Origin of the sequence: Bradyrhizobium sp. CCBAU 45394, assembly GCF_028128655.1 — a bacterium.
Taxonomy (GTDB): domain Bacteria; phylum Pseudomonadota; class Alphaproteobacteria; order Rhizobiales; family Xanthobacteraceae; genus Bradyrhizobium; species Bradyrhizobium diazoefficiens.
In genome coordinates this window covers 50,779-75,799 of sequence record NZ_LBIX01000009.1, presented here as the reverse complement: position 1 = coordinate 75,799, position 25,021 = coordinate 50,779, and the positions used below count along the sequence as shown (strand labels likewise).

Here is a 25,021-nt window from a genome sequence, read left to right as displayed (position 1 = left end):
CGTCACAAGACTTACGTCGCGTGGCCGAGTTCGCTGCAGCTACGCAGCATGTCGTCGGAGCCGGCGTCATTGGCGAGAATGGCGAACAGATCGTTGTCGTGGACCATCGCGGACTTCTTCTTGGACTCCAGCACCAGCACCGACTGCACCGACTGATGATCGCATTTGCGGTAGTGCTGCGGCCCCTTGGTCAGATCGTACTGCAGCTTCTCCAGGGCATCGACGACCTTGTCGGTGTCGGTGCCGCCGGCGGCCTCGATGGCGGCCAGCAACGATCCGACGCCAGAATAGCCATAGGCACCGTAATCGGTCGGGATCGCGCCGCCGTTGGCGGCCTTGAATGCCGCGTTGAAGCTGGCTGCCGTCTTGCTCTGCGTCTCAAGGCCCCAATAATAGTTGGCACCGCCGACCACGCCCTCGAACACGTCAGGGCCAACCGCGAGGCGCTGGTTGTGCAGGATGACGGGCACGACGATCTTCATCTGCTGCTTCACGCCGAAATCGACCGCCTGCTTGATCGCGTTGGCCTGGTCCCGGCCGAAATTGGAGATGCAGAGCACGTCCGGTCGCATCGACATCAGCCGTGGCATGAAAGTGGAATAGTCGGCCGCCCCGAACGGATGCAGAATTTCGCCGACAGTGTCAGCACCAATGGTCGTCTGCGCGCGCTTGAAGCCGCGCAGCATCTCATGGCCGTAGGCATAGTCGGCAACGAGATGGGCGACCTTCATGCCCTTCTTCAGGGTCTGCCGCGCTACCGCAGCGGTGGTCATGTGCGGGTTGAGCGCCTCGTGGAATGTGTACTTGCTGAAATCCTTGGCCTCGTTGATCGTGTCGGACTGACTGATCGAGACGTAGATCACGCCGCGGGCGCGGGTGACCTCGTTGACTGCGAGCTGCACGGCGCTGGAGAGCGCGCCGACCACCGCATGAACCTTGTCTTTCTCGATCAACTCCAGTGTGCGGGTCGCAGCTTCGCCCGCATTGAGCTTATCGTCGCGCACCAAGAGCTCGACCTTGCGGCCGCCGATGCCGCCCTTGTCGTTGACGAGCTTGACGGCGAGCTCGGCGCATCTGACCTGGTCGCGCGCTTCCGCTGCGAACGGGCCCGTCAGCGGCGTCGGGAAGCCGATGCGGATCGTCTCATCGGCGGCGCGGCCGAGCCGGGGCATGGCGAGCAGGGCTGCGCTGGCGGAGAAGCCGGCGAGCGCAGCGCGGCGGGTTATTTTCGGGGTCGAACCGGATTTAGGCATGATTTCCTCCAGGGTCTTTTTTCTAGAAACGCTTCAGGGCTTTCAGGACTTTTGTCGGCGTGATCGGAATTGAGTTGATCGTGGCGCCGAACGGCGCGAGCGCGTCGTTGACCGCGTTGAGCACGCAGGCTGACGCCGCCGCCGTGCCGGCCTCGCCGACGCCCTTGGCGCCGAGCACGGTGTCGGCGGTCGGCGTCTCGACATGGCCGATGACGATGTCGGGCATCTCCATCGGCATCGGAACGAGGTAATCGGCGAGCGAGCCATTCATGAGCTGACCGGTTTCGCTGTAGCGGCATTCCTCGAACAGCGCGGCACCCAGCCCCTGCACGACGCCGCCGCGGAGCTGCTCGTCCACCAGCATCGGATTGATGACACGGCCGCAATCCTCGACGATGAAATGCTTCAGCACCTTTATGAAGCCGGTCTCGACATCGGCCTCCAGCGAACAGCCCTGAATGCCGTTGGTGAAGGCGAAGGGATAACCCTGCGGGGCGAAGTGATGGCTTACCGTGAGCTGCGCCTGCGTGCCCGGCGGCAGCGTGTCGGAGCGGAAATAGGCGATGCGCGCGATCTCCGCGATCGGCATTCGCTGGTTCCGCGTCACCGCATCGACGACCTCGCCATCGATGATGTCGAGCGCAGATGGCTGCTCCTGGAGGATCAGCGCGGCGATCTCCAGAATATTGCGCTTGAGCGCACGCGTCGCCTGGAGCGCAGTCTCGCCGCCGATGCCGGCGCCGCGGCAGGCCCAGGTGGCGCCGCCATGCGGCGTCACCTCGGTATCGCCGGTGATGACCTTGACGCGCTCCTGCGCGAGGCCGAGCTGGTCGGCCACGATCTGGCTGATGATCGCCTCGGTGCCCTGCCCCTGCTCGGTGACCGAGATCAGGCAGCGCACCTCGCCCGACGGCGTCAGGCTGAGAATGGCGCCATCCTGCGAGGAGATCCGCGCGCCTCCGACGCCATAGAAGGCCGGGCTCGGGTTGGTGATCTCGACAAAGGTGGCGATGCCAATGCCCCGATAGATGCCGCGCTTGCGCAAATTCGCCTGCTCGGCACGCAGCGCGTCATAATCCATCATCTCATGCAGGCGCTTCAGGCAGGCCTGATGGGACAGCGCCTCGAAGCGGTAGCCGGTCGGCGAGGTCTGCGGATAGGCATCATCGGCGATCACGTTCTGTGCGCGGATGGCAAAGGGATCGAGCCCGACCTTGGCTGCGGCCATATCCACCAGCCGCTCGGTGACGGCGCAAGCGATGGGATGGCCGACAGCGCGATACTGGCTGGTCTGCACCTTGTTCTGGAAGAGCACCTCCAGCGTGGCGCGATAGTTCCTGAAGCGATAGGGCGCGCCCATCAGGCGGATCACCTGATTGCCTTCGACCACGCTGGTGCGCGGATAGGTCGAGAACGCGCCGATCGCGGTCAGGTCAAGGACGTCCATCGCCAGCATTTCGCCCTTGGCATCGACCGCCATGCGGGCCCGGACGCGATGGTCGCGGGCATGGATGTCGGAGACAAAGGATTCAATGCGGTCGGCGACATATTTGACGGGGCGGCCGAGCAGGATCGAAAGGCCGACCACCGCCATGTCCTCGTGATAGACATGAAGCTTCATCCCGAAGGAACCGCCGATGTCGGTTGCGATGACGCGAACCCGGGCCTCGGGGATGCCGTAATGGCGCGAATAGAGGTCCTGGAACTGGTAGGGCGTCTGCGTGGCGTGATGCACCGTGAGCGCGCCGGCAGCGGGATCATAGTCCGCGACGATCGCGCGTGGCTCCAGCGTCACGGCGGTGTGGCGGCCGAAGGAGAATTCCTCCTCCACCACGTGGGCCGCATGCGCGAAGGCCTCGTCGACGGTGCCGTTGTCGAGCTGAGCGCGGAAGCAGGTGTTGTTGGCACTGCCGGGATTGATCACCGGCCCGCCCGCTTCCCGCGCACTGTCGATATCGACAACGAGGGGAAGATCCTCGTAATCGATCTCGATCAGTTCCAGCGCGTCTTCCGCGATCGCCCGGCTCTCGGCGACGACGGCGACCACGGCCTGCCCGGCCCAGACCACGCGATCCAGCGGTAACGGCAATTGCGGCGCCGAGGTCATACCCTTGAAATGATCGAGCGTGCCGGTCCAGGGCGTGCAGATTTTTGCGAGGTCCTCACCTGTGGCGACAAGATGCACGCCTTCGAGCGCACGGGTCTGCTCGGTGTTGACGGCGACGATCTTGGCGTGCGCATGCGGGCTGCGCAGGAACGCAGCGTACAGCATGCGCGGCAGGCGGAGATCGCTGACATAACGGCCGCGGCCGGCAAGCAACCGCTTGGCGTTCGGGCGTGGCACTGAACGGCCGATATAAGAGTTCGGGCGGTCGAGCGAGGTCAGAGGCGCGCTCATGTCGCGCCTCCGTTGTCGCTGCGCGCCTTGGCAACGGCATCGATGGCATCGACGATCGCCTCGTAACCGGTGCACCGACAATAATTACCCGACAGCGCGTCGCGGATCTCCTCGCGATTCGGCCGCGCCACCCGCGAGAGCAACTCGTTGGCGTTGACCAGCATGCCCGGCGTGCAGAAGCCGCATTGCAGTGCGTTGCGGCGATGAAATTCGGCCTGGAGGTCGGCGATCACGCCACTCTCGGAGAGGCCCTCGATGGTGTCGATCTTCGCACCGTCGGCCTGCACCGCGAACATCAGGCAGGAATGCACGGCGCGGCCATCGAGCTGCACGAGGCAGGCCCCGCAGGCGCCCATCTCGCAGCCGGCATGCGTCCCCGTCAGTTCGAGCGCATTGCGCAGGCAATCGACCAGCGTCTCGCGCGGCGCGACCTCGCAGGCAACCTTGCGGCCGTTGACGACGAGGCGGACCCGCACGGTCGCCTCGGCGTCCCCCAGCAGGGTTTCGTCGAAGCCGCTCATGCGCCCTCACCCAGACGTCCGAGCAGGCGTCCCAGCAGCACACGGGCGAGATGCAGCCGCATCGCCGGCGGCACCTCGTCGCTGTCAGGCGGCGCGAGATCGCCTTCGAGCGCGGCTTGGGCGACAGCGATACGCTCCGCATCGAGGGACGAGCCGATCAGGGTCGCCTCCGCTCCCTTCACCCGTGTCGGCGTATTGCCGACAGAGAAAAAGGAGATGCGGATGTCGTCGATGCGTTCGCCGGAGAAGGTCACAAGCATGCCGCAGCCGACCAATGCATAGTCGCCGCGCCGCCGCGCCAGTTCGTCGAACGCAAAGCGCTGGTCGGCCTTGAACAGGGGAACGTAGACAGCGGTGATCAGCTCGCCGGGCTGCAAGGCCGTCTCGAACAGGTCGATGAAGAAATCGTCGGCTTTCACCCGCCGGGCGCCGGAAGGACCCACGACCTCGATCTCGGCATCGAGCGCCAGCGTCATCGCTGGAAATTCGGACGCGGGGTCGGCAAGCGCAACGCTGCCGCCAAAGGTGCCGCGGTTGCGAATCGCGGGATGGGCGACGAACGGCGCCGCGGCATGCAGCAGCGGCGCGAACTCGGCGATCAGCGGCTCGCTCAGCATCTCGCAATGGCGCGTCAGCGCGCCGATGCGCAAATAGCCGCCTTCGCGCCTGACGCCGCGCAGCTCGTCAATATGGGTGATGTCGATCAGGAGCCGCGGCGCCTGCAGCCGCAGCGACAGTGCCGGCACGAGGCTCTGGCCCCCGGCGATGAAGCGTGCGTCATCGCCGGCGCGCGCATGAGCATCCAGCGCCTGGTCGATCGTCGCAGCACGAAAATAGCTGAAAGCCCTCGCCTTCACCGCCGTTTCCTCGATATCCGTCGGCTCATCAGCCGGGATGCCAGATTTGTAACCATCTGGTCTCAAAATCCTGACACGGCTCCGAAGACCGGTCAACAGGAAATGACCATTTGGTCACAAATGCACCTTTAGGCTAAGAAGGCGGAAGAGATCGCGATTCACGGTAAAATGGCGAAGAAGACGCAGAAGATTGCGAAGCGACCGGTCCGGAAGCGGGCCGAGACAGGCAGCAAGTCCGCGCCAAAGCGCCGCAACATGCGCGCGGCCGACCGCGAGCGCGCGATCGTGGACGAGGCGATCCGCTTCTTCGCGGAGCACGGCTTCGAGGGACAAACCCGCGAACTGGCAAAACGCCTGGGCATCACCCACTCGGCGATCTATCGCCACTTCCCCAGCAAGGAAGCGCTGATCGAGCGCGTCTACCAGGAGGTCTATCTCAGCCGCTGGTCGCCCGATTGGGGTCCGATGATCCGCGACCGCTCGCTGCCGCTGGAGGCGCGGCTGACGCGCTTCTATCTCGACTATGTCGAACGCGTCTTCGAGTACAATTGGGTGCGGATCTTCGTCTTCTCCGGCATGAAGTCGTTCGGCATCACCGGCCGCTATCTCGACATTGTCCGCCGCGAGATCATCGAGCCCGCGGCCGCCGAGCTGCGTCACGATCTCAAGCTGCCCGATGCGAAGTCCCGCCCACTGAGTGAGCGCGAGACCGAGCTGTTCTGGGGCCTGCACGGCCGCATCTTCTATCTCGCCATCCGCAAATTCATCTACGAAACGCCGATCCCGCCCGATCTCGACGCAATCGTCCGCGACGCCGTCCAGACCTTCATGGACGGCGCGAAGACGACGATGCCAAAGCTGCTGATGAGCGGCTAACTACTTCGAAAGGCTCGGCAGATCGAGCCCCTTGTCACGGGCGCAGTCGATTGCGATGTCGTAGCCCGCGTCGGCATGGCGCATGACGCCGGTGGCCGGATCGTTCCAGAGCACGCGCGCGATGCGCTTTGCAGCTTCCGGCGTGCCATCAGCGACGATCACCATGCCGGCATGCTGCGAATAGCCGATGCCGACGCCGCCGCCATGATGCAGCGACACCCAGGTCGCGCCGCTGGCGCAATTGAGCAGCGCGTTGAGCAGCGGCCAGTCGGACACCGCATCCGATCCGTCCTTCATCGCTTCGGTCTCGCGGTTCGGGCTTGCCACCGAGCCGCTGTCGAGATGGTCGCGGCCGATCACGACCGGCGCCTTGAGCTCACCGCGCGCCACCATCTCGTTGAAGGCAAGGCCGAGCCGGTGACGATCGCCGAGGCCGACCCAGCAGATGCGCGCCGGCAGCCCCTGGAACTTGATGCGTTCCTTGGCCATGTCGAGCCAATTGTGCAGATGCTTATCATCAGGCATCAGCTCCTTGACCTTGGCGTCGGTCTTGAAGATGTCCTCGGGATCGCCCGACAGCGCGGCCCAACGGAACGGCCCGACGCCGCGGCAGAACAGAGGGCGGATATAGGCAGGAACGAAGCCGGGGAAATCGAAGGCGTTCTTCAGGCCCATGTCCTGCGCCATCTGGCGAATGTTGTTGCCGTAGTCGAGCGTCGGAATCCCTTGCGCGTGGAAATCCAGCATGGCCTGGACATGCTCGACCATCGAGGTCTTCGAGGCGCGCTCGACGGCCTTCGGATCGGACGCGCGCTTGGCTTCCCAGTCGGCGAGCGTCCAGCCTTTGGGGAGATAGCCGTTGATCGGGTCATGGGCGCTGGTCTGGTCGGTGACGATGTCCGGCTTGACGCCGCGACGCACCAGCTCCGGAAAAATCTCCGCGGCATTGCCGAGCAGGCCGACTGAGATTGCCTTCTTCGTCTTTGCGGACTCTTCCATGATCGCGAGCGCCTCGTCGAGCGTCGCGGCCTGCCGATCGAGATAGCCGGTGCGCAACCGCATCTCGATGCGGCTCGGCTGGCATTCAACCGCAAGCATCGAGGCTCCCGCCATGGTCGCGGCCAGCGGCTGCGCGCCACCCATGCCGCCAAGGCCGGCGGTGAGAATCCATTTGCCGGCAAGGCTGCCGCCATAATGGCGACGACCGACCTCGACGAAGGTCTCGTAAGTGCCCTGCACGATGCCCTGGCTGCCGATATAGATCCAGGAGCCGGCCGTCATCTGGCCGTACATCATCAGGCCCTTGCGATCGAGCTCGTTGAAATGGTCGAGCGTCGCCCAATGCGGCACGATGTTGGAGTTCGCGATCAGCACGCGAGGAGCATCGGCGTGGGTGCGGAAGACACCGACCGGCTTGCCGGACTGGATCAGCAGCGTCTCGTCGTCTTCGAGCTTGCGCAACGCCGCCGTGATCCGGTCAAAGCTCTCCCAGTCGCGCGCGGCGCGGCCGATCCCGCCATAGACGACGAGCTCGCTCGGGCGCTCCGCGACATCAGGATCGAGATTGTTCATCAGCATGCGCAAGGGAGCCTCCGTCAGCCAGCTCTTGGCGCTGATGTCGCTGCCGCGGGGCGCGCGGATGGTGCGGTCGTTGTCCAGTCGGCGGTTCATGCGGAACACCTCTTCAGGCAAGTCTCGGAAATGGATCAGATGAGAGCGCGCCGATCGCGGCCGCCGGCAGCGCATCGGCCTCGACGAGCGCGGCTGCCTTGGCGAGATCGCCGGCCATGTAGCGGTCGGCACCGAGCGCGGGCACCTGTTCGCGGAGCGCGGCGATGACGGCGACGAGCGGCGCGCTGGTCGCATGCGGCGCGCGCAGCGTAATGCCTTGCGCGGCGACCAGAAGCTCGATGCCGAGGATGGCGGCGAGATTGTCCGTCATATCGGCGAGGCGCCGCGCCGCATGCGCGGCCATCGACACGTGGTCTTCCTGGTTGGCGCTGGTCGGCGTCGAATCGATCGAGCAGGCAGCCGCACGCTGCTTGTTCTCGGCATAGAGCGCGGCCGCCGTCACCTCGGCGATCATGAAGCCGGAATTGATGCCGGGATCGGGCGTGAGGAACGGCGGCAGACCGAAATTCAGCGCGGGATCGACCAGCGTCGCGATGCGCCGCTCGCTGATCGCGCCTATCTCTGACAGTGCGAGCGCGATCGTATCGGCCGCAAACGCCACGGGCTCGGCGTGGAAATTGCCGCCGGAGACGATCTCGCCGGTCTCGACCAGGACGAGCGGGTTGTCGGTGACGGCATTGGCCTCGACGATCAGGGCTCGCGCAGCCTGCGTGATCAGATCGAGCGCGGCCCCTGCGACCTGCGGCTGGCAGCGCAGGCAATAGGGATCCTGCACGCGTTCGTCGCCTTCGAGATGCGACAGGCGGATGTCGCTGCCGTCGAGCAGCGCGGTCAGCGTCGCAGCCGCGGCGATCTGCCCGGCATGGCCGCGCAGCGCCTGGATTTCAGGGCGGAACGGCGCCGTGGAGGCCATCGCCGCATCGACCGACAGCGCGCCGGTGACGAGCGCGGCACGGGCCAGATGAAACCCACGCAGCACGCCGGAAATGGCATAGGCGGTCGAAAACTGCGTGCCGTTGATCAGCGCGAGCCCCTCCTTGGGGCCAAGCGTCAGCGGCGCAAGCCCGGCGGCAGCGAGTGCCTCGCCGCCGGACACGGTCTTGCCGTCGACAATCGCCTGCCCCTCGCCGATCATGACGGCCGTCATGTGCGCGAGCGGCGCGAGATCACCGGAGGCGCCGACAGAACCCTGCTGCGGCACCAGCGGACAGACGCGCCGCACCAGCATTCCCTGCAACTGCTCGATCACCTCGCGGCGTACGCCGGAAGCGCCGCGCCCGAGCGAGATGATCTTCAGCGCCATCATCAGCCGCACGATCGGCTCCGGCGTCGCCGGACCGACACCACAGCAATGCGAGACGATGAGGTTGCGCTGGAGCAGCGCGGTCTGGTCGGGCGGGATGCGCTTCGAGGCGAGCTTTCCGAATCCGGTATTGATGCCGTAGACGGGGGCGTCTGCTTGTGCCGCCCTGGCGACGATCGCCGCGGCCGCCTCGACACGCGGCCAGAACGACGGATCGAGCACGACGGACTGTCCCGCAAGCACGCGCGCGAGATCGTCGAGGCTGACCGTTCCCGGTTTGACGACGATCGCCGCGCCCTGCTCCGTCATTGCCCCCTCCAAACCCGGCCGTGCAGCGGATTGAAGCCGATGCGGTAAACGAGCTCGGCGGGCCGCTCGATGTCCCAGATCGCGAGATCGCACCATTTGCCGGCCTCTAGCGTGCCGGTTTCATCGAGCACGCCAAGCGCCCGCGCGCCTTCGCGGGTGACCCCAGTGAGGCATTCGGCCACTGTCATCCGGAACAGCGTCGCGCCCATGTTCATCGCCAGCAGCAGCGAGGTCAGCGGCGAGCTGCCGGGATTGCAGTCCGTCGCCAGCGCCATGTGGACGCCGTGCTTGCGGAACGACTCGACCGGCGGCTTCTGCGTCTCGCGGATGAAATAGAAGGCGCCCGGCAACAGCACAGCCACCGTTCCCGCCTTCGCCATCGCGGCCGCACCTGCTTCATCGGTATGCTCGAGATGATCGGCCGACAGTGCGGAGAATTTGGCCGCGAGCGCGGCACCGCCGAGGTTCGACAATTGGTCGGCATGAAGCTTCACCGGCAGCCCGAGTCCCCTCGCCGTCTCGAACACCCGCGCGGTCTGCCCGGCCGAGAACGCGATGCCCTCCATGAAAGCGTCGACGGCATCGGCAAGGCCGGTCTTGGCAACCGCGGGCAGCATCTCCTTGCACACGAGATCGATATAGCGATCCTTGTCACCATCGGCCTCGGGCGGCAACGCATGGACGCCGAGGAAGGACGTGCGGATCGCAACCGGCCGCTGGCGGCCGAGGCTGCGCGCGGCCGCGAGCTGCCGCATCTCGGTGTCGACATCGAGGCCGTAGCCGGACTTGATCTCGACCGTGGTGGCGCCCTCGCCGATCAGCGCGTCGAGCCGCGGCAGCGCGCTTGCGACGAGCTCGGCCTCGCTCGCCTTGCGCGTCGCGGCCACCGTCGAGACGATGCCGCCGCCGGCGCGCGCGATCTCCTCATAGCTTGCCCCCTTCAGGCGCAGCTCGAACTCGTGCGCACGGTTGCCGCCATAGACCAGATGGGTGTGGCAGTCGACGAGGCCCGGCGTGATCCAGCGCCCCGCGCAATCGATCCGCTTGATGGCATCTGCGTCCGCCCGAAAGTCCGCCGCCGCACCCGCATAGACGATGTGGCCGCCGCGCGCGGCGATCACGCCGTGCTCGATTTCGCCGAGATCGGGGCGATCGGCACGCATCGTGGCGAGGCGGGCATTGTGCCAGATCCGGTCGAAGCGCTCTGCCATGCAACTGTCCCTTCGCGGATGTCCCTGCGCCCTGGGATGCTTGACTTATATGTCTAGACATATAATCGTAAGGCGGTTCTGTCCAGCCGGCGTGTAATCATGACCCGACTGCATTTCGCCTCCGCGCTCCTGCCCTCGGGCTGGGCCAATGACGTGCAGGTGGTGATCACCGCCGGCGCGATCGCGGCGGTGACACCGGGCGTAGCGCCGGCCGCCGGCGACGAGCGCCACGAAATCGCGCTTCCGGGGCTGGCAAGCCTGCACAGCCACGCCTTCCAGCGCGGCATGGCGGGACTTGCGGAACAACGCGGCGACTCGACCGACACGTTCTGGACCTGGCGCGAGACGATGTATCGCTTTGCGCTGGCAATGACGCCGGACGATGTCGCGGCCGTCGCAACGCTGCTTTATGTCGAGATGCTGGAGCAGGGTTTTACCCGCGTCGGCGAATTCCACTATTTGCATCACGATCGCGACGGCTCGCCCTACGCCGACCTCGCCGAAATGGCCACGCGCATTGCGCAGGCTGCCGAAGCGTCGGGTATTGCGCTGACGCTGCTGCCGAGTTTTTATGCGCATGGCTCTTTTGGGGGCGCAGCACCACATGCCGGCCAACGCCGCTTCATCTGCTCCGTCGATCGGTTTGCGGCCCTGATGGCTGCCTCGCGCAAAGCGATCGCAAACTTGCCAGGGGCCAATATCGGCATCGCGCCGCACAGCTTGCGCGCGGTGGCGCCGGACGAGCTCGCCGCGATCATTCCGCTCGCCGACGGCGGTCCCGTGCACATTCATGCCGCCGAGCAGGTGAAGGAAGTCGAGGATTGCCTGGCCTGGTCGAGCCGGCGCCCCGTGCAATGGCTGCTGGAGCACGCACCGGTCGATCAACGCTGGTGCCTCATCCACGCGACACACACGACGAACGAGGAGGTCACCGCGCTCGCCAGGACAGGCGCGGTTGCCGGACTCTGCCCCATCACCGAAGCGAGCCTCGGCGACGGCATTTTTCCAGCCCGCGAGTTCCTCGACGCCGGCGGCCGGCTCGGCGTCGGCACCGATTCCAATGTGCTGGTCGGTGTCGCCGACGAGCTGCGCCAGCTCGAATATGGCCAGCGGCTGAAGCATCGCCAGCGCAATGTGCTCTCCGGCGGCGCTGGCGCCTCGACCGGACGCACGCTGTTCGATCAAGCCCTCGCCGGCGGCTCGCACGCACTTGCGCAGCCGACCGCCGGTCTCACGCCGGGGGCGCGCGCCGACATCGTCACGCTCGATGCCGCGCATCCGTCGCTCGCGGGACGTCAGGGCGATGCGGCGATCGACGGCTGGATCTTTGCGGCAGGTAGCGGCGCAATTGATTGCGTCTGGGCCGGCGGCGACAAGGTCGTCGAGGGCGGACGGCACCGGCTGCGCCAGGCAGCGCGCGAGCGCTTCAACGCATCGGTGCGGAGGCTGCTCGCATGAGCCTCGCTACTGATGGCGCCGACCAGCCGACGCTCTACAAGCGGATCCGCGCCGACATCGAGAATCGTATCCTGACCGGCGAGTGGCCGCCGGGTCATCGCATTCCGTTCGAGCACGAACTGGTGGCGCGCTACGGCTGCTCGCGCATGACCGTGAACAAGGCGCTGTCGGAACTCGCGCAGGCCGACTTGATCGAGCGGCGGCGGCGCGCCGGATCGTTCGTCCGCCGGCCGCAGCATCAGTCCGCGGTGCTCAAGATCGCCGACATCCGCGCCGAGATCACCGCGCTCGGCCGCGCTTACGGCTACGAGCTGATCCATCGCAAGCTGCGCATGGCGACCGCCGCCGACCGCGACCGTCTTGGCGTGAAGAAGGCCGGCAAGGTGATCGCGATCGCCTGCCGCCACAGCGCCGACAACGTGCCGTTTGCCGTCGAGGACAGGCTGATCGACCTCTCGTCCGTGCCGAATGCCGCGACCGCGGACTTCTCGCGCGAACCGCCTGGCTCGTGGCTGCTTCACCATGTCCCATGGACAGAGGCCGAGCATACGATCAGCGCCATCGTTGCGGACGATCGCGCGGCGCAAGCGCTCGACATCGCCGTCGGCGCGCCCTGCCTCGTGATCGACCGCTACACTTGGCGCAGCACGCGCACGATCACCGCCGTGCGGCTGCTCTATCCCGGTGACTCCCACCGCCTTGTCGCCCGATTCAAGGGAGGCTGAGAGACCAATGTCGGCACAATTCGTGCAACGCTTCGGGCAACGGTCTGCATGGACCGACACGAACAGATCAACAGGACGTCAATCCATCGATCGGCAAGAGGACGACAATCATGCGTAGTTCAAAGGTATTTGCGACAATCATTGCCCTCGCGGCCTCCACTCCGGTGCTCGCCGACGACGTCAAGGTCGGCGTCGGCATCTCCGGGTGGACCGGCTTCGCGCCGCTGACGCTGGCGAAGGAAGCCGGCATCTTCAAGAAGAACGGCCTCGACGTCACGATCAAGAAGATCCCGCAGAAGGACCGCCACCTTGCGATTGCTTCCGGCGACATCCAGTGCGCGGCGACCACGGTGGAGACCTGGATCTCCTGGAACGCCAACGGCGTTGCCACCAAGCAGATCTTCCAGCTCGACAAGAGCTATGGCGCCGACGGCATGGCCGTGCGCAACGACATCGCCGCGATCAAGGATCTGAAGGGCAAGACGGTTGCGGCCTCCGCGCCCGGCACCTCGCCGTATTTTGCGCTGGCCTGGATGCTCAAGAAGAACGGCCTCACCACGAAGGACGTGACCGTGGTGAATCTCGAGCCCGCCGCGGCCGCGCAGGCCTTCGTCTCCGGCCAGAACGACGCCGCCATGACCTACGAGCCGTATCTTTCGACCGTGCGCGCTGCGCCCGACAAGGGCAAGATCATCGCCACCACGCTGGACTATCCGATCGTGATGGACACGTTTGGCTGCACGCCGAAATTCCTGAGCGAGAATCCGAAGGCGGCGCAGGCGCTCGCCAACAGCTATTTCGAGGCGCTCGAGATGATCGCCAAGGACCAGGCCAAGGCCTATGAGATCATGGGCGCGGACGTGAAGCAGACCGGCGAGCAATTCGGCAACTCGGCGAAATATCTGCGCTGGCAGGACAAGGCCGCGAACCAGAAGTTCTTCGCGGGCGATTTCCTGACCTTCAACAAGGACGCCGCCGAGCTCCTGCTCGAGATCGGCATCATCAAGGCCGCGCCGAAGGTCGAGGACCTCTACGACGCGAGCTTCATCAAGTAGACTTCTGCAAGCTGCCGGTTCCGCCAGGAGGCGGAGCCGGCGCGTGATCGATTATTCGGATAGACAGTTTGATGCGTCCCCTGGATCCCGTGACATCGAGGCAGCGTGTGGCCTTTGGCCTCGCTTTCTTCGTGCTGTTCGTTGCCCTCTGGTCCTGGGCGACCTTCGGCGGCCATGTGTCGAAGACCTTCCTCGCCAACCCGCTGACCATGGTGCAGGAAGGTTTTGACCTGCTGACGAAGCAAGGCTTCATGTTCGACATCGGCATGACGATCTGGCGCGTCGTCGGCGGCTTCGCGCTCGCCGCGATCATCGCGGTGCCGTTCGGCGTGCTGATGGGTGCCTACAAGCCGGTCGAGGCCTTTCTCGAACCGTTCGTCTCCTTTGCACGCTACCTGCCCGCCTCCGCCTTCATCCCGCTCTTGATCCTGTGGGCCGGCATCGGCGAGCTGCAAAAGCTGCTCGTCATCTTCATCGGCTCGGTGTTCCAGGTCATCCTGATGGTGGCGGTGACCGTCGGCGCGACGCGGCGCGATCTGGTCGAGGCGGCCTATACGCTCGGGGCCAGCGACCGCGGCATCATCCGCCGTGTGCTGCTGCCCTCCTCCGCGCCGGAGATCGCCGAGATCCTGCGGCTGGTGCTGGGCTGGGCCTGGACCTATGTCATCGTCGCCGAGCTGATCGGCTCGTCCTCCGGTATCGGCCATATGATCACCGACAGCCAGGCGCTGCTCAACACCGGCCAGATCATCTTCGGCATCATCGTGATCGGGCTGATCGGCCTCGTCTCCGACTTCCTGTTCAAGGCGTTCAACGCCTGGCTGTTTCCGTGGAAGCTCGCATGACGACGCTGAAGATCGAACAGGTCTCACGGACCTTCCCCGCGCGCCACGGAAATGCGCCGACCAGGGCGCTGGAGCCGACCGACCTCATCATCGGCAACAACGACTTCGTCACCATCCTCGGCCCCTCCGGCTGCGGCAAGTCCACGCTGCTTCGTATCGTCGCCGGCCTCGACCGCCCGACCGGCGGGCGCGTCACGCTCGACGGGCGCGAGGTGACGGGCCCGGGGGCGGATCGCGGCATGGTGTTCCAGTCCTACACGCTGTTTCCCTGGCTGACCGTGCGCGAGAACATCGCCTTCGGCCTGCGCGAGCGCGGCGTGTCGCAGGACGAACGGTACAAGATCGCCGACGCCTTCATCCGCCAGGTCGGATTGTCCGGCTTCGAGAACCATTGGCCCAAGCAGCTCTCCGGCGGCATGCAGCAGCGCACGGCAATCGCCCGCGCGCTTGCCAATGATCCAAAGATTCTGCTGCTCGACGAGCCCTTCGGCGCGCTCGACAACCAGACTCGCGCCTTGATGCAGGAAATGCTGCTCGGGATCTGGGAGCGCGACCAGAAGACCGTGCTGTTCGTGACCCACGACATCGAGGAGGCGATCTTCCTCGGCAGCCGCGTCATCGTCATGAGCGCACGCCCCGGCCGCATCAAGGCCGAGATTGCCATAGACCTGCCGCATCCGCGTTCCTACAAGATCAAGACCACGCCGGAATTCGTCCAGCTCAAGGAACGGCTGGTCGAGGAAATCCGTACCGAGGCGTTGAAGGTTGCCGAACATGCCTGACAATGGTCCTTCCTTCGACGGCGCACGCGTTCTCGCCGACCTCAATGCGCTGCGCGCCATCGGCGCCTACAAGACCGGCGTGCACAAGCCGACCTTCTCCGAACCGCACAAGCAATCGCTGGACTGGCTGGTGCAGAAGCTGCCCGACGCGGATCTCTCCGCCGCGATTGACGGCATCGGCAATGTGTTCGGGACGAGCGCCAAGCCCGGCCCAAAGCTTCTGGCGGGCTCGCACCTGGAAAGCCAGAACTACGCCGGCTGGCTCGATGGTCCGCTCGGTGTCGTCTACGCGCTCGAAGCCGCGCGGGTGCTCAATGCCGATCCGTCCGTGAACGGCGCGGTCGAAGTCGCTGCCTGGTGCGACGAGGAAGGACATTTTGGCAGCTTCCTCGGCTCGCGCTCCTATGTGGGGCAAGTGACCGAGGCTGACATCGACGCCGCGCGCGACCGCACCAACGGGCGGCCCATGCGCGATGCGCTTGCCGACATGGGGCTCGCGGGACGCTCGCGCATCACCGCCGAGAAGGGGCGGCACGTCGGATATCTGGAGGCGCATATCGAGCAGGGCGATACGCTCGAGAGCGGACAGCTCGCGGTCGGCGTCGTGACCTCGATCGTCGGCATCTGGCAATACCGGATCAACTTTGTCGGCGAGCAGAACCACGCCGGTACCACCCGCATGGCTGCGCGCAAGGACGCCGGCCTTGCGCTGGCCAAATTCTGCGTCGCGATCGACGAGCGCTTCCCGGCCGCGTGCGGTCCGCGCACGGTCTGGACCACGGGCCGCATCACGCTCGATCCGGGCGCGCCGAGCATCATTCCGGGTGGCGCCGAAATGCTGTTCCAGATCCGCGACGACAACCCGGCGGTCATCGCGCGGCTGGAGGAATTGCTGAAGGCCATGGCGGACGAGGTCAACGCCAGCGGCCCCTGCGCCGTGACCGTGGAGAAGCTGCGGACCGGTGCTCCCGCCTTGATGAACTCAGGCTTTCAGGACGCGATCGAAGCTGCGAGCAAGGCTGTCGCCGGCGGACGATCCATCCGCATGCCCAGCGGCGCCGGCCACGACGCACAGATGCTCGCGACCATCATGCCCGCGGGGATGCTGTTCGTGCCGTCGATCGGCGGCATCAGCCATCACTGGACCGAGAACACCGCGGACGCCGACATCGTCACGGGCGCGCAGGTCTTCGTCGACGCCTGCCGGCGAATCCTCGGGGGTTAGGCCTCTGATGCCGGCATGAGCGCAAGCGAGACTTATACCGAGGCGACGACCGGCTACTGGCAGGAGCTGACGCCGGAGGTTCCCTTGCGTTTCCCGGCTATGCCACCTTATCGCTTGGGCTATCCCGCGACACTCCCCTGCGGCCGTGTCCTGGTTCTGCCGCTGCGCCAACTGCCCGATGGCGACCGCGCCGTCGCATCGCTGATCGCCAATCAGGCCTCACACCTCGTCGTCGCCGCGCTGGCCGACCATATGGCGACGCAGGCGCGCGCGCTCGATGCCGAGATCATCGTCGGGCTCCCGACCCTTGGTCTTGCCTTCGCATCGCAGGTCGCAGAACGGCTCGGACAGCCGCGCTATGTCCCGCTCGGCTATTCGCGCAAATTCTGGTACGACGACGCGTTGTCCGAGCCCGTCAGTTCGATCACCAGCCCCGACGCCGGCAAAAGGCTGCGGCTGGATCCGAACCTGCTGCCCCTGCTCGAAAGCCGCCGGGTGGTGCTGGTCGACGATGCGATCTCGACCGGCGCGACTGCGCTCGCGGCGGTGCGGCTTTTGCAGACGATCGGCGTCGAAATTGCCGGCATGGTCGTTGCGATGAAGCAAACCAATCGCTGGCATGCCTCGACCACGGCCCTTCCGGTTCGCGCAGTCTTCGGGTGCCCGCTCTTCCAACGTGGCGACGGCGGCTGGATACCGCTCGCGGAGACGCAACCCAACATTCCCTGATGGGTCAGGCGATTGCGAGCATCGGCTATGTTGGCCGGCCCGAGGCACCTGTCTTGAGCAGGATTGGGCAAAACCCGACCGCTTTGGGAAAGATCGCGGGTCCGTATCGCGGCTAGAATCTGGCTCGCACACGCGAGAGATCCGCCATGGCCGAGAGCCCGAACGATGCCGCAACGCCCGCCTCCATCGTCGAGGCCCTGAAGGCCGTCGCGGGCAATCCACCGAAGGTCCGCGCCAGCTTCGCCAAGGGCTGGTGCGTTCGAGGTACCTACACCCCGTCGGACCGCGCGGAGGAGATTACGCGGTCGCAGAGCTTCACAAGGCCATCGCGCGTGCTGGCGCGCTTCTCGGTCGGCGGCGGCAATCCCAACGTCGCGGATACCAACAATCTGGTGCTGCGTGGCTTCAGCTTCAAGCTTGGCGACGACGATCATCGCTCGGATATTCTGGTGGAGAGCGCGCCGGTGCATTTTGCACGAACGCTGGACCAGATGCTGGCCTTTCTCAAGGCGCGTATCCCGGGACCCGATGGCAAGCCGGACATGGCGAAAGTGAAAGCGTTCTCGGCGGCCAATCCCGAGACGCTGAACCAGGCGAATTACATCGCCGCGCGTGCGTTGCCCGGAAGCTTTGCCGGCACGACCTATTGGGGCGTCCATGCCTTTCCGGCAACAAACGAACAAGGCGAGACCCGCTTCATCAAGTTCAAGGTCGTCCCGGCCCGCGGCGAGATCACGCTGAGCGAGGACGAAGCCAGGACGAAGCCGGCCGACTTCCTGCACGACGACCTCGGCACGCGGATCGCTGCGGGCAATGTCCGCTTCAACGTCATGGCGCTGCTCGACCGCCCCGGCGACCCCACCATGGATGTCACCATACGCTGGCCCGACGAGGATCAACGCGACGAGGTGCGCCTGGGCACGATCGTGATCACGGGCTTCGAGCCGGATCAGGCCTGCGACGTCACCATCTTCAATCCGGCCAATCTCGCCGAGGGCATCGGTCACCCGCCGGACGAGATCTTTGCAGCGCGGCGCGCCGCCTACATGATCTCGCTCGCGAAGCGCCGCTGAGGACGGAAGGCGTCCGGATTCACGTCTCGCCGTTCGATGCACCGAGCATCTCGCGGCGCCATGCTGCCGGGCTGACGCCGACGATCGAGGAGAACACGCGCGTGAAGTGACTCTGGTTGGCAAACCCGGCCGAGATCGCGATCTCCGACAGCGGCAGGTCGCGAACGCTCATCAACTGCTTGGCGGCCTTCACGCGCTGCTGAAGCAGCCATTGGTGCGGCGGCACACCGACCGAGATTCGAAACGCGCGGGAGAAATGGCTGACCGAAAGGTCGAGCTCGGCCGCGATCCTCTGCAACGAGAGCTTGCCGCCGAGATCCGATTCGAGCCTCTCGCAGGCGCGTTTCGCCTGCCACGGCGCGAGACCGCCGCGCGCGAGCCCGGGCGTGCGCTGGAACCCGCCATAGGTCTGGGCGACATGGGCGGTCAGCCCGAGCATCATGTGATCGATGAAAAGCTGATTGGCCTCGTCCGGCCGGCGCAGGCCCTCCTGCAGCGACGCGCCGATGTGGCGGACGATTCGGTCGTCATGGCCAACGCCGATCTGACAGTCGAGCTCGTCAACCCGCGGCGCGTTGCACTGTTCGGCGATGCTGTCGAGCGCCGAACGTGGAATGTAGAAGAACAGGGAATGGAACGGCTTGTCGATCACGTAGCGCGGATCGCACTTGAGGTCGTACAAATAGGTCGTACCCGCATGGACGTCCGCGGTCATGATGCATTTGCCGCGCTCCCAGAGCTCGCAATCCGGGTAGTCGTGAAGCTTCAGGCTGACGAGAAAGGCATCTTCGGCGGCGAGCGATCCGGACAGGCCGGGCACCGGGTTGTCATTCCGGGTTTCGGTCACCGCGAGCTCGGCGCTACGCAGCGAGCGCGTAACCAGCGAGGGCGGCGCATCCTTCAAACGCAGGAACTGCCCTAGCCTCTGTCCGTAAGCGCCTGCCTGTGTCATCGGGTCAGTCCTTCCGCGGGTCCAAGTGCAGGCCACAGCGCCCCGCAATTTGCGGAAGGTATTATCGGACATCCGCCGCAGGCTGTCCACGCGCGCACGAGGCGAACAGCTCTCGCCCGACACTTTCACATCGGCGCAACAGGACGATTTGGCAGCAACTTCAATGCGGTTTTGACGTTCCCTCTCCATCCGGAAGCTGATCACGCGTTTTCACAAATGCACGACAAAATGCCGCGACGTCCCGTGCGGGTGTCGCAGCGCTGGAACGAGGTTCCGCCGCCGAACCTGAACTCCTGGACGTTGTCGTATTTGCCCTTGGTCAGCGGCAGTATCAGACTTGCCGGTCGTCATTGCGAGCGCAGCGAAGCAATCCAGAGTCTTTCCGCGGAGGGATTCTGGATTGCTTCGCTGCGCTCGCAATGACGGAGGATGAGGTATGGGCTGGTTCTCCAGATGATACTCCCGCGAAGGCGGGGAATCCAGTACGCCGCAGCTTCTCGGCTCCATCACAACCGCTTCTGGAATACTGGATCGCCCGCCTTCGCGGGCGAGGACAGCGAGCGTGTGGTCGCAGACACGCCTTCGCATCCTCGCGGCGGATTTCGCCCGAGCTTTGCTTGATCGCTCCACCCTCTCAATCTAGAGGGCGCAGGGAAGGCCGGGTGCCCGACGGCACCCGCGGTCTGCTGCGCGAAAAGCACACGCAGAGAAACCGCACAGCAGCATACAGGTGTAGTCAATCACTCGGCCTTCCCTGCGCAGTGGTTGGACGGCTTATGCCGTGCTCTCCCGGGAGCCGAGTTCGTTCTGGCCTCCCTCACACTCGCGAAAGTCGCCGACATCGCGCCGGTTGACGCGACTGCCGCATCCGCAAGAGCTTGACCGTAGCAACGACGGCCAGGACCACACGTCTATATTTTGGCATTCGGTGAAACACGCCGAAACTAAGAAATCTCTTTAAAAGAAGCGCTTTTCGAATAGCCTGATGCAAGCTGTTTCAACGGGCTTCACCAAAATAAGGGCCCGGCCCTAAGCCTTTCAGCGTCCGCACGACAAACTGAAAGTCCAAGAAGCCGAGCCCTTTGGTCTCAAGCCTTAGGAGCCGAAACCACATGAATAGTAGCATTGTCCCCTCCCCCGCCGGCAAGCGGGGCCGTAATAGCAGCGTGATCCTCACCGATCGCCTGTGCGAGAAGCGGGTCGCCCAAAGGACCAAGTTCTACGACCGCAAGTGCCCTGGCCTTTACGTCAGCATCACCGCGGCGGGCGTCGCGACCTTTTCTTTCAAGTTCACCGACCGGCAGACCGGCAAGCAGCGCACCGGATGGCTCGGCATCTACAATCCTGAGACCTTCACGGTCGAGGACGCCCGCAGCAAGGTCTATGGCCTCAAGGCCATGGGGGGCGAGGCCGTGGCCGAGACCTTCCGCGACCAGAAGGCTATGAACGTGAAACGCGGCAAGACCGTCACCGAGATCATCGACGAGCGCATCAAGTGGATGAAGGTGCCGGTCAAAAGCCGGACGGCGAGATGCGCCCGCGGCTGGAGAGCTGGGAGAACACGGCAAGCCACCTCAACCGCCTCATCCGCCCCCGCCTCGGCAAGAAGCTGGCCATGGAGGTCACCAAGCACGACATCGCGACGCTGTCGAACGATATCGTCGCGGGTAAGTTCGGCAAGCCATCGGTCAGCAACGCGCGCCACATGCGCAAGGCGGCCTCTGGCCTGTTCAACTGGGCGGCCGAAGCCGGGCGCGACTACGTGACCGCCAGCCCCTGTGTTAACCTGCCGAAGCTCGACCCGGAGGATCCCCGCACCCGCGTCCTCTCCGCGGACGAGATCAGGATCTTCTGGCATGGCCTCGACCGCAACGACCTTCCCTATGACCGCCGAACTCGGCTCGCGCTCAAGTTCGAATTGGTCACCATGCTGCGCTCACGTGAATTGCTCGGTGCACATCGGGATGAGCTGTTTGACCTCGACGGCGAGCATCCGCGCTTCGACGTCCCCCTCAAGCGGGTCAAGAAGCGGCGGGTGATCCAGCAGCCGTTGTCCGATCTGGCAGTCGAGATCATTAAGGAAGCGCTGGCCTCGGATGATCAGCAGTTTGTGTTCGAGAACCCCATGTACAAGGGCCAGCCGGTTCACCGCAAGGCGATGGCCGACGCGCTGCGCGGCACCAAGCTTGAGAAGAACAAGGACAAGATCAAAACGCCTGGGCTCTGCGAGCTATTGGGCCTCAAGCCATTCACGCCGCACGACTTGCGCCGGACGGCAGCGACATTAGCCGGCGACCTCGGCTTCGACGATGCTTCGATCGCGAAGTGCCTCGACCACGTCGCCAGCAAAAAATCAGAACAGATCGTGCCGACCGTTACCGGCAAGGTCTACAACCACTCCAAGCGGATGAAGGAGAAACGCGCGGTGCTGGACGGCGTCGCGGCCGAACTGAGGCGGATCGTCGCCGGGCCTGTCGCTAAGGCCCTGGCGCAGGAAGGGGCCACGGCTCGCCGCCTGATTGCATATGCCGACCGATTCTGAGCCAGGTCACAGCTCCCGCGGGCCGCTTTTCCCTGCGCAGGGAGTGTGTTCGGACAAGAACCGTATAGAAATCAATGCGATGGGAATGGTGTTTCGTATTTGTGTCGCGATCCGGCTGGCTTATCAGCAAAGGCGCTACGCATGAATTTCTGTGGAGCATGATGGAGCCCGGTGGAAAACCGGGCGGTGGAAAAGACCCCGGACTGATTGGGTTCGCGTGGCGGGGCTGCCCGGTGTGCTGCGATATTGCAGCATGGACCCAAATGAACGCACTGCGGTCATCGCAAATGCTGCGCGGCTCTTGCAGGATTCAAAACTGTTGTTCGACCACACCCGCTTTGCCAGCGCCTTTGCGCTTGCCGTGCTGGGCGTCGAAGAAATCGGAAAGGTGATCCTCGATATTTGGGGGAGCGCTGCGCCGCTCTCAAAGCCCGTTGCTCGGCGTAGCGCGCACATCCGAAAGCAGGCTGCCGTCAGTTCACTGCTGCTTGCTTCAGTCGCGGTCCGAGAGTTTAGCGCCGAAGTCGATAATGAAGAGCTTGTCCATCGCGTCGCTGAGGCCTTCAGGCTGAGCCGCGAAGGACAGTTCATGTCTAATGTTCACGTCGGTGCCCTCGACAAGGCCAAGCAGATTGGCCTTTATCGCGACGACTGGCTGACGGATGCAACACTGCACGCCGATCAGTTCACTGAAGCTGATGTTGGCGCGATCTTCACGATTGCGCGTCGCGCAATCGAGGCCGTGGAAGACCCGCTCATCATGAACACAGGGCGAGCGATCTATGAAACCTGACTGTGATGTCGCTCTCGCTCTGCGGTGCCATGTCCGGTCGATGTTTTTCGACGCGCGAATGGGGAACGACCGATGAGTGAAGATGAAAGCGATTGCGGCGGCGGCGACGATTGGTTGCTGGATGACGCGTCAGAAGGAAACGAGTTCATCCACTTCGACGAGTATGAAGATGCGGTAGCCGCCATCGAGCTGGTTGCCTCACAATCTATCGACCTTCAGAGACGGCCGTCGCAGTGGAAGTGGGTTATCACTGCCATGCAAAACGCCGTACAGGGTGCGATGGTGATCGCACTCAGCGGCACAGACGGTTGTGGCGCGCTCACCGATAAATCTAGACGACAGAATCGGGTGTGGCTGGACAACCCTACCTCGGATCGACCACGAACGATAATGGCCGATTACAATGTTTTACTTGAGCGGATCGGAAAACCTGAACTGATGGAAGGGCCCGTGCCCGAGCTGTCGGCGGAGGATTATCGGAACCTTCAACGACTGAACGACAACCTGCGACGTCAGTTCGCCCACTTCCATCCGACTGGTTGGGGGATTGAACTCAAATACATGCTGAACATCATGCCGATTGCGCTAAACTTCTTCGAATTTCTCACGACGACCCAAGTCCGTCCAAATATTCATTTCACCGAAGAGCACCGCGCTCGCATGACGAAAGCCTTGGCACAGGCGCGGGTTTCTTTCGAGGCATTCAAACAAACGCCCTGATACGTGCGCCGCGTCACAGGCACGTTGCCGATCATAAACCATCCAGCCCTTGGACCCCTGGCGAACCAAGAACCTGGATGGAGGAGACGCCTTGTCGCGCTCCTTCATTTCCGATCCCGCGTGTTGATCATCGGACGATCACCTCAATTCTTCAATGAGCGTCCTCCAGCCGAGCGCATCGTTCGCCGTCAGCAGCGAAGCGCCAAGCGTTGCCAAGTGCTGTGGCAATTCGCAATCGGGACGCGCGTTCATATTGCCGACAAACGAGGCGACCGCGTTCTTAAGATCACCTCGGTCGAGATGATCGAAGGCCCGTTGCTTGCACCGCTCGACATATCTGTCGCGCTTCATCTCAATTAACAGGGAACGTTCCATTTCGCCTCCCCAACCGATGACTACTTCCAATAGTGAAGTTGGAGCGGAGTGGATTTGGGCCGTCTGTTCGAAAGACGACAAACGGATGCGCTTTTGGTCGCAAGTGTGGGAATTAGGACACAGACGCAACTGCGACCGCACCGTTGGCGTCGGGCGCATAGCAAGAGGCTCTTTGTCTTCACACTCAGTCTGGCTTGGTCAGATGTTTCAGCATGGCGTTGCAGGCCACCTCGGCTTCCGCGAACGTCTTGAATGGAGAGCCGCCGATCTTGATCGCGCCTCGGCTCTGATAAAGCGGGCGCCATGACGCCACATAGCCGGGGCGTCCGTGAAATCCGGGACCGGCGGGGCTCTCATATGTGATGACGAACGAAAAGTCGTCGTTGCTTGCGCTCCATATTTCCATGTCCTCGACGGCACGGTGGAATTGAAGGGACATCACCAGTCGTTCACTTGTAGCTACGGCCGGAATAGAAACGGCCCGGAGTGTGCCGGGCCGTTGGGCGATCGTCGTTGTCGTAGAGTTGGCGCCATGACAGCAACGCAACACGGCGTGCCCGCACCGGGCGCCCCGACAGGAACCTCAGCCTAGAGGGCGCGCAACTAACGCGGCCAGCCGCCTCTGAAATCCGTCGATCTCCTTCAATGCATTCTGTCGCTCTGGTCCCTCGGGGAGCCGTTGCGCGGCTTCGCATAGGCTCGCCAGCATCTGCGCCATCTCTTGCAATTCGTGATCGGATCTTCCACCGCGCGTTGGCTCAACGTTGTGCCCTCACAGATCGAATTCTATTGCCGCGCACACACTTGTCGCGGATAACGTTCTCAACGTTAAGTAGCGCCAATTTCCAGCTCTTAGTAATGTCCAATACGAAGGTCAGCCTCCGGTTTGCAGCATAGATGTACGGAGAAGATTAGTTCTGAACGATGTGACACGAAGGAACCGTCCCAGTCTGCGTATGCTTGCCCAATTTGGCCGGTTCAAGCTAACCATGCTGCGCGATCCCCTTAGTGGTATGCTTTCCCTCGGTCGGAAACCGTTCCAATGTGCTGGCGCTGACACTCAGGGGGCTGAGCTAATGCCCATTTATCGGTTACTTCAAAACCTCCCGATGGGGCCGGAGGAGGTTAACCGTATGACGACGGCTTTCGACAAAGCGCTGCGTACCATCGGCATCAAAGACCGCAGCGATCCTATGGCCGAGATGATCGCGAAGAAGATCGTCGAGATCGCGCAAACTGGCGTGCGAGACCCGGCGGAGATTTCCGCGCAGGCAATCCGTGAGCTTGGCATGTAGTGAGCCGGGGATAACTACTCGCGCGATGCGGATACGCTTAAGATCGTGGTGCACCTTGTTCAAAGGGTTGGGGGCACACCTTGGGAGAATTC

Annotated in this window: 23 protein-coding genes; 13 read left to right on the top strand and 10 right to left on the bottom strand. The window is 64.1% G+C overall.

What is annotated here, in order from left to right:
• Window positions 1-11: 11 nt before the first annotated feature.
• From WN73_RS06440 to WN73_RS06425, 4 genes are read right to left on the bottom strand one after another with little or no spacing between them, the layout of a single operon-like run.
• Window positions 12-1,253 carry an ABC transporter substrate-binding protein gene (locus tag WN73_RS06440; RefSeq protein WP_271552122.1) on the bottom strand — a complete coding sequence of 414 codons (1,242 nt, stop codon included), beginning with the start codon at window positions 1,251-1,253 and terminating at the stop codon, window positions 12-14.
• A gap of 22 nt (window positions 1,254-1,275) precedes the next feature.
• Window positions 1,276-3,651, bottom strand: coding sequence for a xanthine dehydrogenase family protein molybdopterin-binding subunit (locus WN73_RS06435; protein WP_271552121.1), 2,376 nt, complete (start codon window positions 3,649-3,651; stop codon window positions 1,276-1,278).
• A complete protein-coding gene (locus WN73_RS06430; RefSeq protein WP_271552120.1) occupies window positions 3,648-4,172 on the bottom strand; it encodes a (2Fe-2S)-binding protein in 525 nt (174 codons plus the stop codon). The genes WN73_RS06435 and WN73_RS06430 overlap by 4 nt, the downstream gene beginning before the upstream one ends.
• On the bottom strand, window positions 4,169-5,029 hold the full coding sequence (locus WN73_RS06425; protein WP_271552119.1) for an FAD binding domain-containing protein: 861 nt from the start codon (window positions 5,027-5,029) through the stop codon (window positions 4,169-4,171). The genes WN73_RS06430 and WN73_RS06425 overlap by 4 nt, the downstream gene beginning before the upstream one ends.
• A gap of 255 nt (window positions 5,030-5,284) precedes the next feature.
• Here WN73_RS06425 and WN73_RS06420 point away from each other — a divergent pair, with 255 nt between their 5' ends.
• Window positions 5,285-5,905, top strand: coding sequence for a TetR/AcrR family transcriptional regulator (locus WN73_RS06420; RefSeq protein WP_271552162.1), 621 nt, complete (start codon window positions 5,285-5,287; stop codon window positions 5,903-5,905).
• On the opposite strand, the gene hutU is transcribed toward WN73_RS06420, so the two are convergent.
• Genes hutU through hutI form a run of 3 tightly spaced genes read right to left on the bottom strand, consistent with a single transcriptional unit; the run spans window position 5,906 to window position 10,360 of the window.
• Window positions 5,906-7,576, bottom strand: a complete 1,671-nt coding sequence (hutU, locus tag WN73_RS06415) for a urocanate hydratase (protein WP_182872264.1) — start codon at window positions 7,574-7,576, stop codon at window positions 5,906-5,908.
• Between the two features lie 13 nt (window positions 7,577-7,589).
• A complete protein-coding gene (gene hutH, locus WN73_RS06410; RefSeq protein WP_271552118.1) occupies window positions 7,590-9,149 on the bottom strand; it encodes a histidine ammonia-lyase in 1,560 nt (519 codons plus the stop codon).
• Window positions 9,146-10,360 (bottom strand): imidazolonepropionase, encoded by a 1,215-nt coding sequence (hutI, locus tag WN73_RS06405; protein ID WP_271552117.1) that lies wholly within the window; start codon window positions 10,358-10,360, stop codon window positions 9,146-9,148. Before hutI ends, hutH begins: the two co-directional genes overlap by 4 nt.
• A gap of 99 nt (window positions 10,361-10,459) precedes the next feature.
• Between hutI and WN73_RS06400 the strand changes: the two genes are divergently transcribed.
• The 8 genes from WN73_RS06400 to WN73_RS06365 all read left to right on the top strand — a co-directional run bounded on the left by WN73_RS06400 (window position 10,460) and on the right by WN73_RS06365 (window position 18,252).
• Window positions 10,460-11,818: a formimidoylglutamate deiminase gene (locus WN73_RS06400; protein WP_271552116.1), complete on the top strand. Its 1,359-nt coding sequence runs from the start codon at window positions 10,460-10,462 to the stop codon at window positions 11,816-11,818.
• Window positions 11,815-12,543 (top strand): histidine utilization repressor, encoded by a 729-nt coding sequence (gene hutC, locus WN73_RS06395; RefSeq protein ID WP_028174332.1) that lies wholly within the window; start codon window positions 11,815-11,817, stop codon window positions 12,541-12,543. Before WN73_RS06400 ends, hutC begins: the two co-directional genes overlap by 4 nt.
• Window positions 12,544-12,653: 110 nt before the next feature.
• On the top strand, window positions 12,654-13,598 hold the full coding sequence (locus WN73_RS06390; protein ID WP_060908427.1) for an ABC transporter substrate-binding protein: 945 nt from the start codon (window positions 12,654-12,656) through the stop codon (window positions 13,596-13,598).
• 71 nt (window positions 13,599-13,669) lie between these two features.
• Complete coding sequence (locus WN73_RS06385) at window positions 13,670-14,443, top strand: ABC transporter permease (protein WP_011088987.1); 774 nt, start codon at window positions 13,670-13,672, stop codon at window positions 14,441-14,443.
• Window positions 14,440-15,225, top strand: coding sequence for an ABC transporter ATP-binding protein (locus WN73_RS06380; RefSeq protein ID WP_038966753.1), 786 nt, complete (start codon window positions 14,440-14,442; stop codon window positions 15,223-15,225). The genes WN73_RS06385 and WN73_RS06380 overlap by 4 nt, the downstream gene beginning before the upstream one ends.
• Complete coding sequence (locus WN73_RS06375; protein WP_271552115.1) at window positions 15,218-16,450, top strand: Zn-dependent hydrolase; 1,233 nt, start codon at window positions 15,218-15,220, stop codon at window positions 16,448-16,450. Before WN73_RS06380 ends, WN73_RS06375 begins: the two co-directional genes overlap by 8 nt.
• A 15-nt stretch (window positions 16,451-16,465) precedes the next feature.
• On the top strand, window positions 16,466-17,179 hold the full coding sequence (locus WN73_RS06370; protein WP_182872269.1) for a phosphoribosyltransferase: 714 nt from the start codon (window positions 16,466-16,468) through the stop codon (window positions 17,177-17,179).
• A gap of 146 nt (window positions 17,180-17,325) precedes the next feature.
• Window positions 17,326-18,252 (top strand): catalase family peroxidase, encoded by a 927-nt coding sequence (locus WN73_RS06365; RefSeq protein ID WP_271552114.1) that lies wholly within the window; start codon window positions 17,326-17,328, stop codon window positions 18,250-18,252.
• A gap of 19 nt (window positions 18,253-18,271) precedes the next feature.
• Here the strand turns inward: WN73_RS06365 and WN73_RS06360 are convergent, their stop codons facing one another.
• The gene (locus WN73_RS06360; protein WP_182872271.1) at window positions 18,272-19,204 is read right to left on the bottom strand and encodes a helix-turn-helix domain-containing protein; all 933 of its coding nucleotides are present in this window, start codon (window positions 19,202-19,204) and stop codon (window positions 18,272-18,274) included.
• Window positions 19,205-20,699: 1,495 nt separating this feature from the next.
• On the opposite strand from WN73_RS06360, the gene WN73_RS06355 reads away from it, so the two are divergent.
• From WN73_RS06355 to WN73_RS06345, 3 genes are all read left to right on the top strand, one after another.
• Entirely contained in the window at window positions 20,700-21,746 is a 1,047-nt protein-coding gene (locus WN73_RS06355) for a tyrosine-type recombinase/integrase (protein ID WP_271552113.1), read from the top strand.
• A 253-nt stretch (window positions 21,747-21,999) separates the two neighbouring features.
• Window positions 22,000-22,539: an AbiV family abortive infection protein gene (locus WN73_RS06350; protein ID WP_060912326.1), complete on the top strand. Its 540-nt coding sequence runs from the start codon at window positions 22,000-22,002 to the stop codon at window positions 22,537-22,539.
• Window positions 22,540-22,611: 72 nt separating this feature from the next.
• Window positions 22,612-23,259, top strand: coding sequence for a hypothetical protein (locus WN73_RS06345; RefSeq protein WP_028171528.1), 648 nt, complete (start codon window positions 22,612-22,614; stop codon window positions 23,257-23,259).
• Between the two features lie 138 nt (window positions 23,260-23,397).
• Here the strand turns inward: WN73_RS06345 and WN73_RS06340 are convergent, their stop codons facing one another.
• Both WN73_RS06340 and WN73_RS06335 read right to left on the bottom strand, forming a co-directional pair.
• Window positions 23,398-23,634 (bottom strand): hypothetical protein, encoded by a 237-nt coding sequence (locus WN73_RS06340; RefSeq protein WP_039184675.1) that lies wholly within the window; start codon window positions 23,632-23,634, stop codon window positions 23,398-23,400.
• 184 nt (window positions 23,635-23,818) lie between these two features.
• On the bottom strand, window positions 23,819-24,073 hold the full coding sequence (locus WN73_RS06335) for a hypothetical protein (RefSeq protein ID WP_039184677.1): 255 nt from the start codon (window positions 24,071-24,073) through the stop codon (window positions 23,819-23,821).
• A 694-nt stretch (window positions 24,074-24,767) separates the two neighbouring features.
• Here WN73_RS06335 and WN73_RS06330 point away from each other — a divergent pair.
• The gene (locus WN73_RS06330; protein WP_231166501.1) at window positions 24,768-24,929 is read left to right on the top strand and encodes a hypothetical protein; all 162 of its coding nucleotides are present in this window, start codon (window positions 24,768-24,770) and stop codon (window positions 24,927-24,929) included.
• The last annotated feature ends 92 nt before the right edge of the window (window positions 24,930-25,021 follow it).

Coding starts and splice junctions, on each gene's coding strand:
- WN73_RS06440 (WP_271552122.1), bottom strand. CDS start 1,253: ATGCCTAAATCCGGTTCGACCCCGAAAATAACCCGCCGCGCTGCGCTC.
- WN73_RS06435 (WP_271552121.1), bottom strand. CDS start 3,651: ATGAGCGCGCCTCTGACCTCGCTCGACCGCCCGAACTCTTATATCGGC.
- WN73_RS06430 (WP_271552120.1), bottom strand. CDS start 4,172: ATGAGCGGCTTCGACGAAACCCTGCTGGGGGACGCCGAGGCGACCGTG.
- WN73_RS06420 (WP_271552162.1), top strand. CDS start 5,285: ATGCGCGCGGCCGACCGCGAGCGCGCGATCGTGGACGAGGCGATCCGC.
- hutU (WP_182872264.1), bottom strand. CDS start 7,576: ATGAACCGCCGACTGGACAACGACCGCACCATCCGCGCGCCCCGCGGC.
- hutH (WP_271552118.1), bottom strand. CDS start 9,149: ATGACGGAGCAGGGCGCGGCGATCGTCGTCAAACCGGGAACGGTCAGC.
- hutI (WP_271552117.1), bottom strand. CDS start 10,360: ATGGCAGAGCGCTTCGACCGGATCTGGCACAATGCCCGCCTCGCCACG.
- WN73_RS06400 (WP_271552116.1), top strand. CDS start 10,460: ATGACCCGACTGCATTTCGCCTCCGCGCTCCTGCCCTCGGGCTGGGCC.
- hutC (WP_028174332.1), top strand. CDS start 11,815: ATGAGCCTCGCTACTGATGGCGCCGACCAGCCGACGCTCTACAAGCGG.
- WN73_RS06390 (WP_060908427.1), top strand. CDS start 12,654: ATGCGTAGTTCAAAGGTATTTGCGACAATCATTGCCCTCGCGGCCTCC.
- WN73_RS06385 (WP_011088987.1), top strand. CDS start 13,670: ATGCGTCCCCTGGATCCCGTGACATCGAGGCAGCGTGTGGCCTTTGGC.
- WN73_RS06380 (WP_038966753.1), top strand. CDS start 14,440: ATGACGACGCTGAAGATCGAACAGGTCTCACGGACCTTCCCCGCGCGC.
- WN73_RS06375 (WP_271552115.1), top strand. CDS start 15,218: ATGCCTGACAATGGTCCTTCCTTCGACGGCGCACGCGTTCTCGCCGAC.
- WN73_RS06370 (WP_182872269.1), top strand. CDS start 16,466: ATGAGCGCAAGCGAGACTTATACCGAGGCGACGACCGGCTACTGGCAG.
- WN73_RS06365 (WP_271552114.1), top strand. CDS start 17,326: ATGGCCGAGAGCCCGAACGATGCCGCAACGCCCGCCTCCATCGTCGAG.
- WN73_RS06360 (WP_182872271.1), bottom strand. CDS start 19,204: ATGACACAGGCAGGCGCTTACGGACAGAGGCTAGGGCAGTTCCTGCGT.
- WN73_RS06350 (WP_060912326.1), top strand. CDS start 22,000: ATGGACCCAAATGAACGCACTGCGGTCATCGCAAATGCTGCGCGGCTC.
- WN73_RS06345 (WP_028171528.1), top strand. CDS start 22,612: ATGAGTGAAGATGAAAGCGATTGCGGCGGCGGCGACGATTGGTTGCTG.
- WN73_RS06340 (WP_039184675.1), bottom strand. CDS start 23,634: ATGGAACGTTCCCTGTTAATTGAGATGAAGCGCGACAGATATGTCGAG.
- WN73_RS06335 (WP_039184677.1), bottom strand. CDS start 24,073: ATGTCCCTTCAATTCCACCGTGCCGTCGAGGACATGGAAATATGGAGC.
- WN73_RS06330 (WP_231166501.1), top strand. CDS start 24,768: ATGACGACGGCTTTCGACAAAGCGCTGCGTACCATCGGCATCAAAGAC.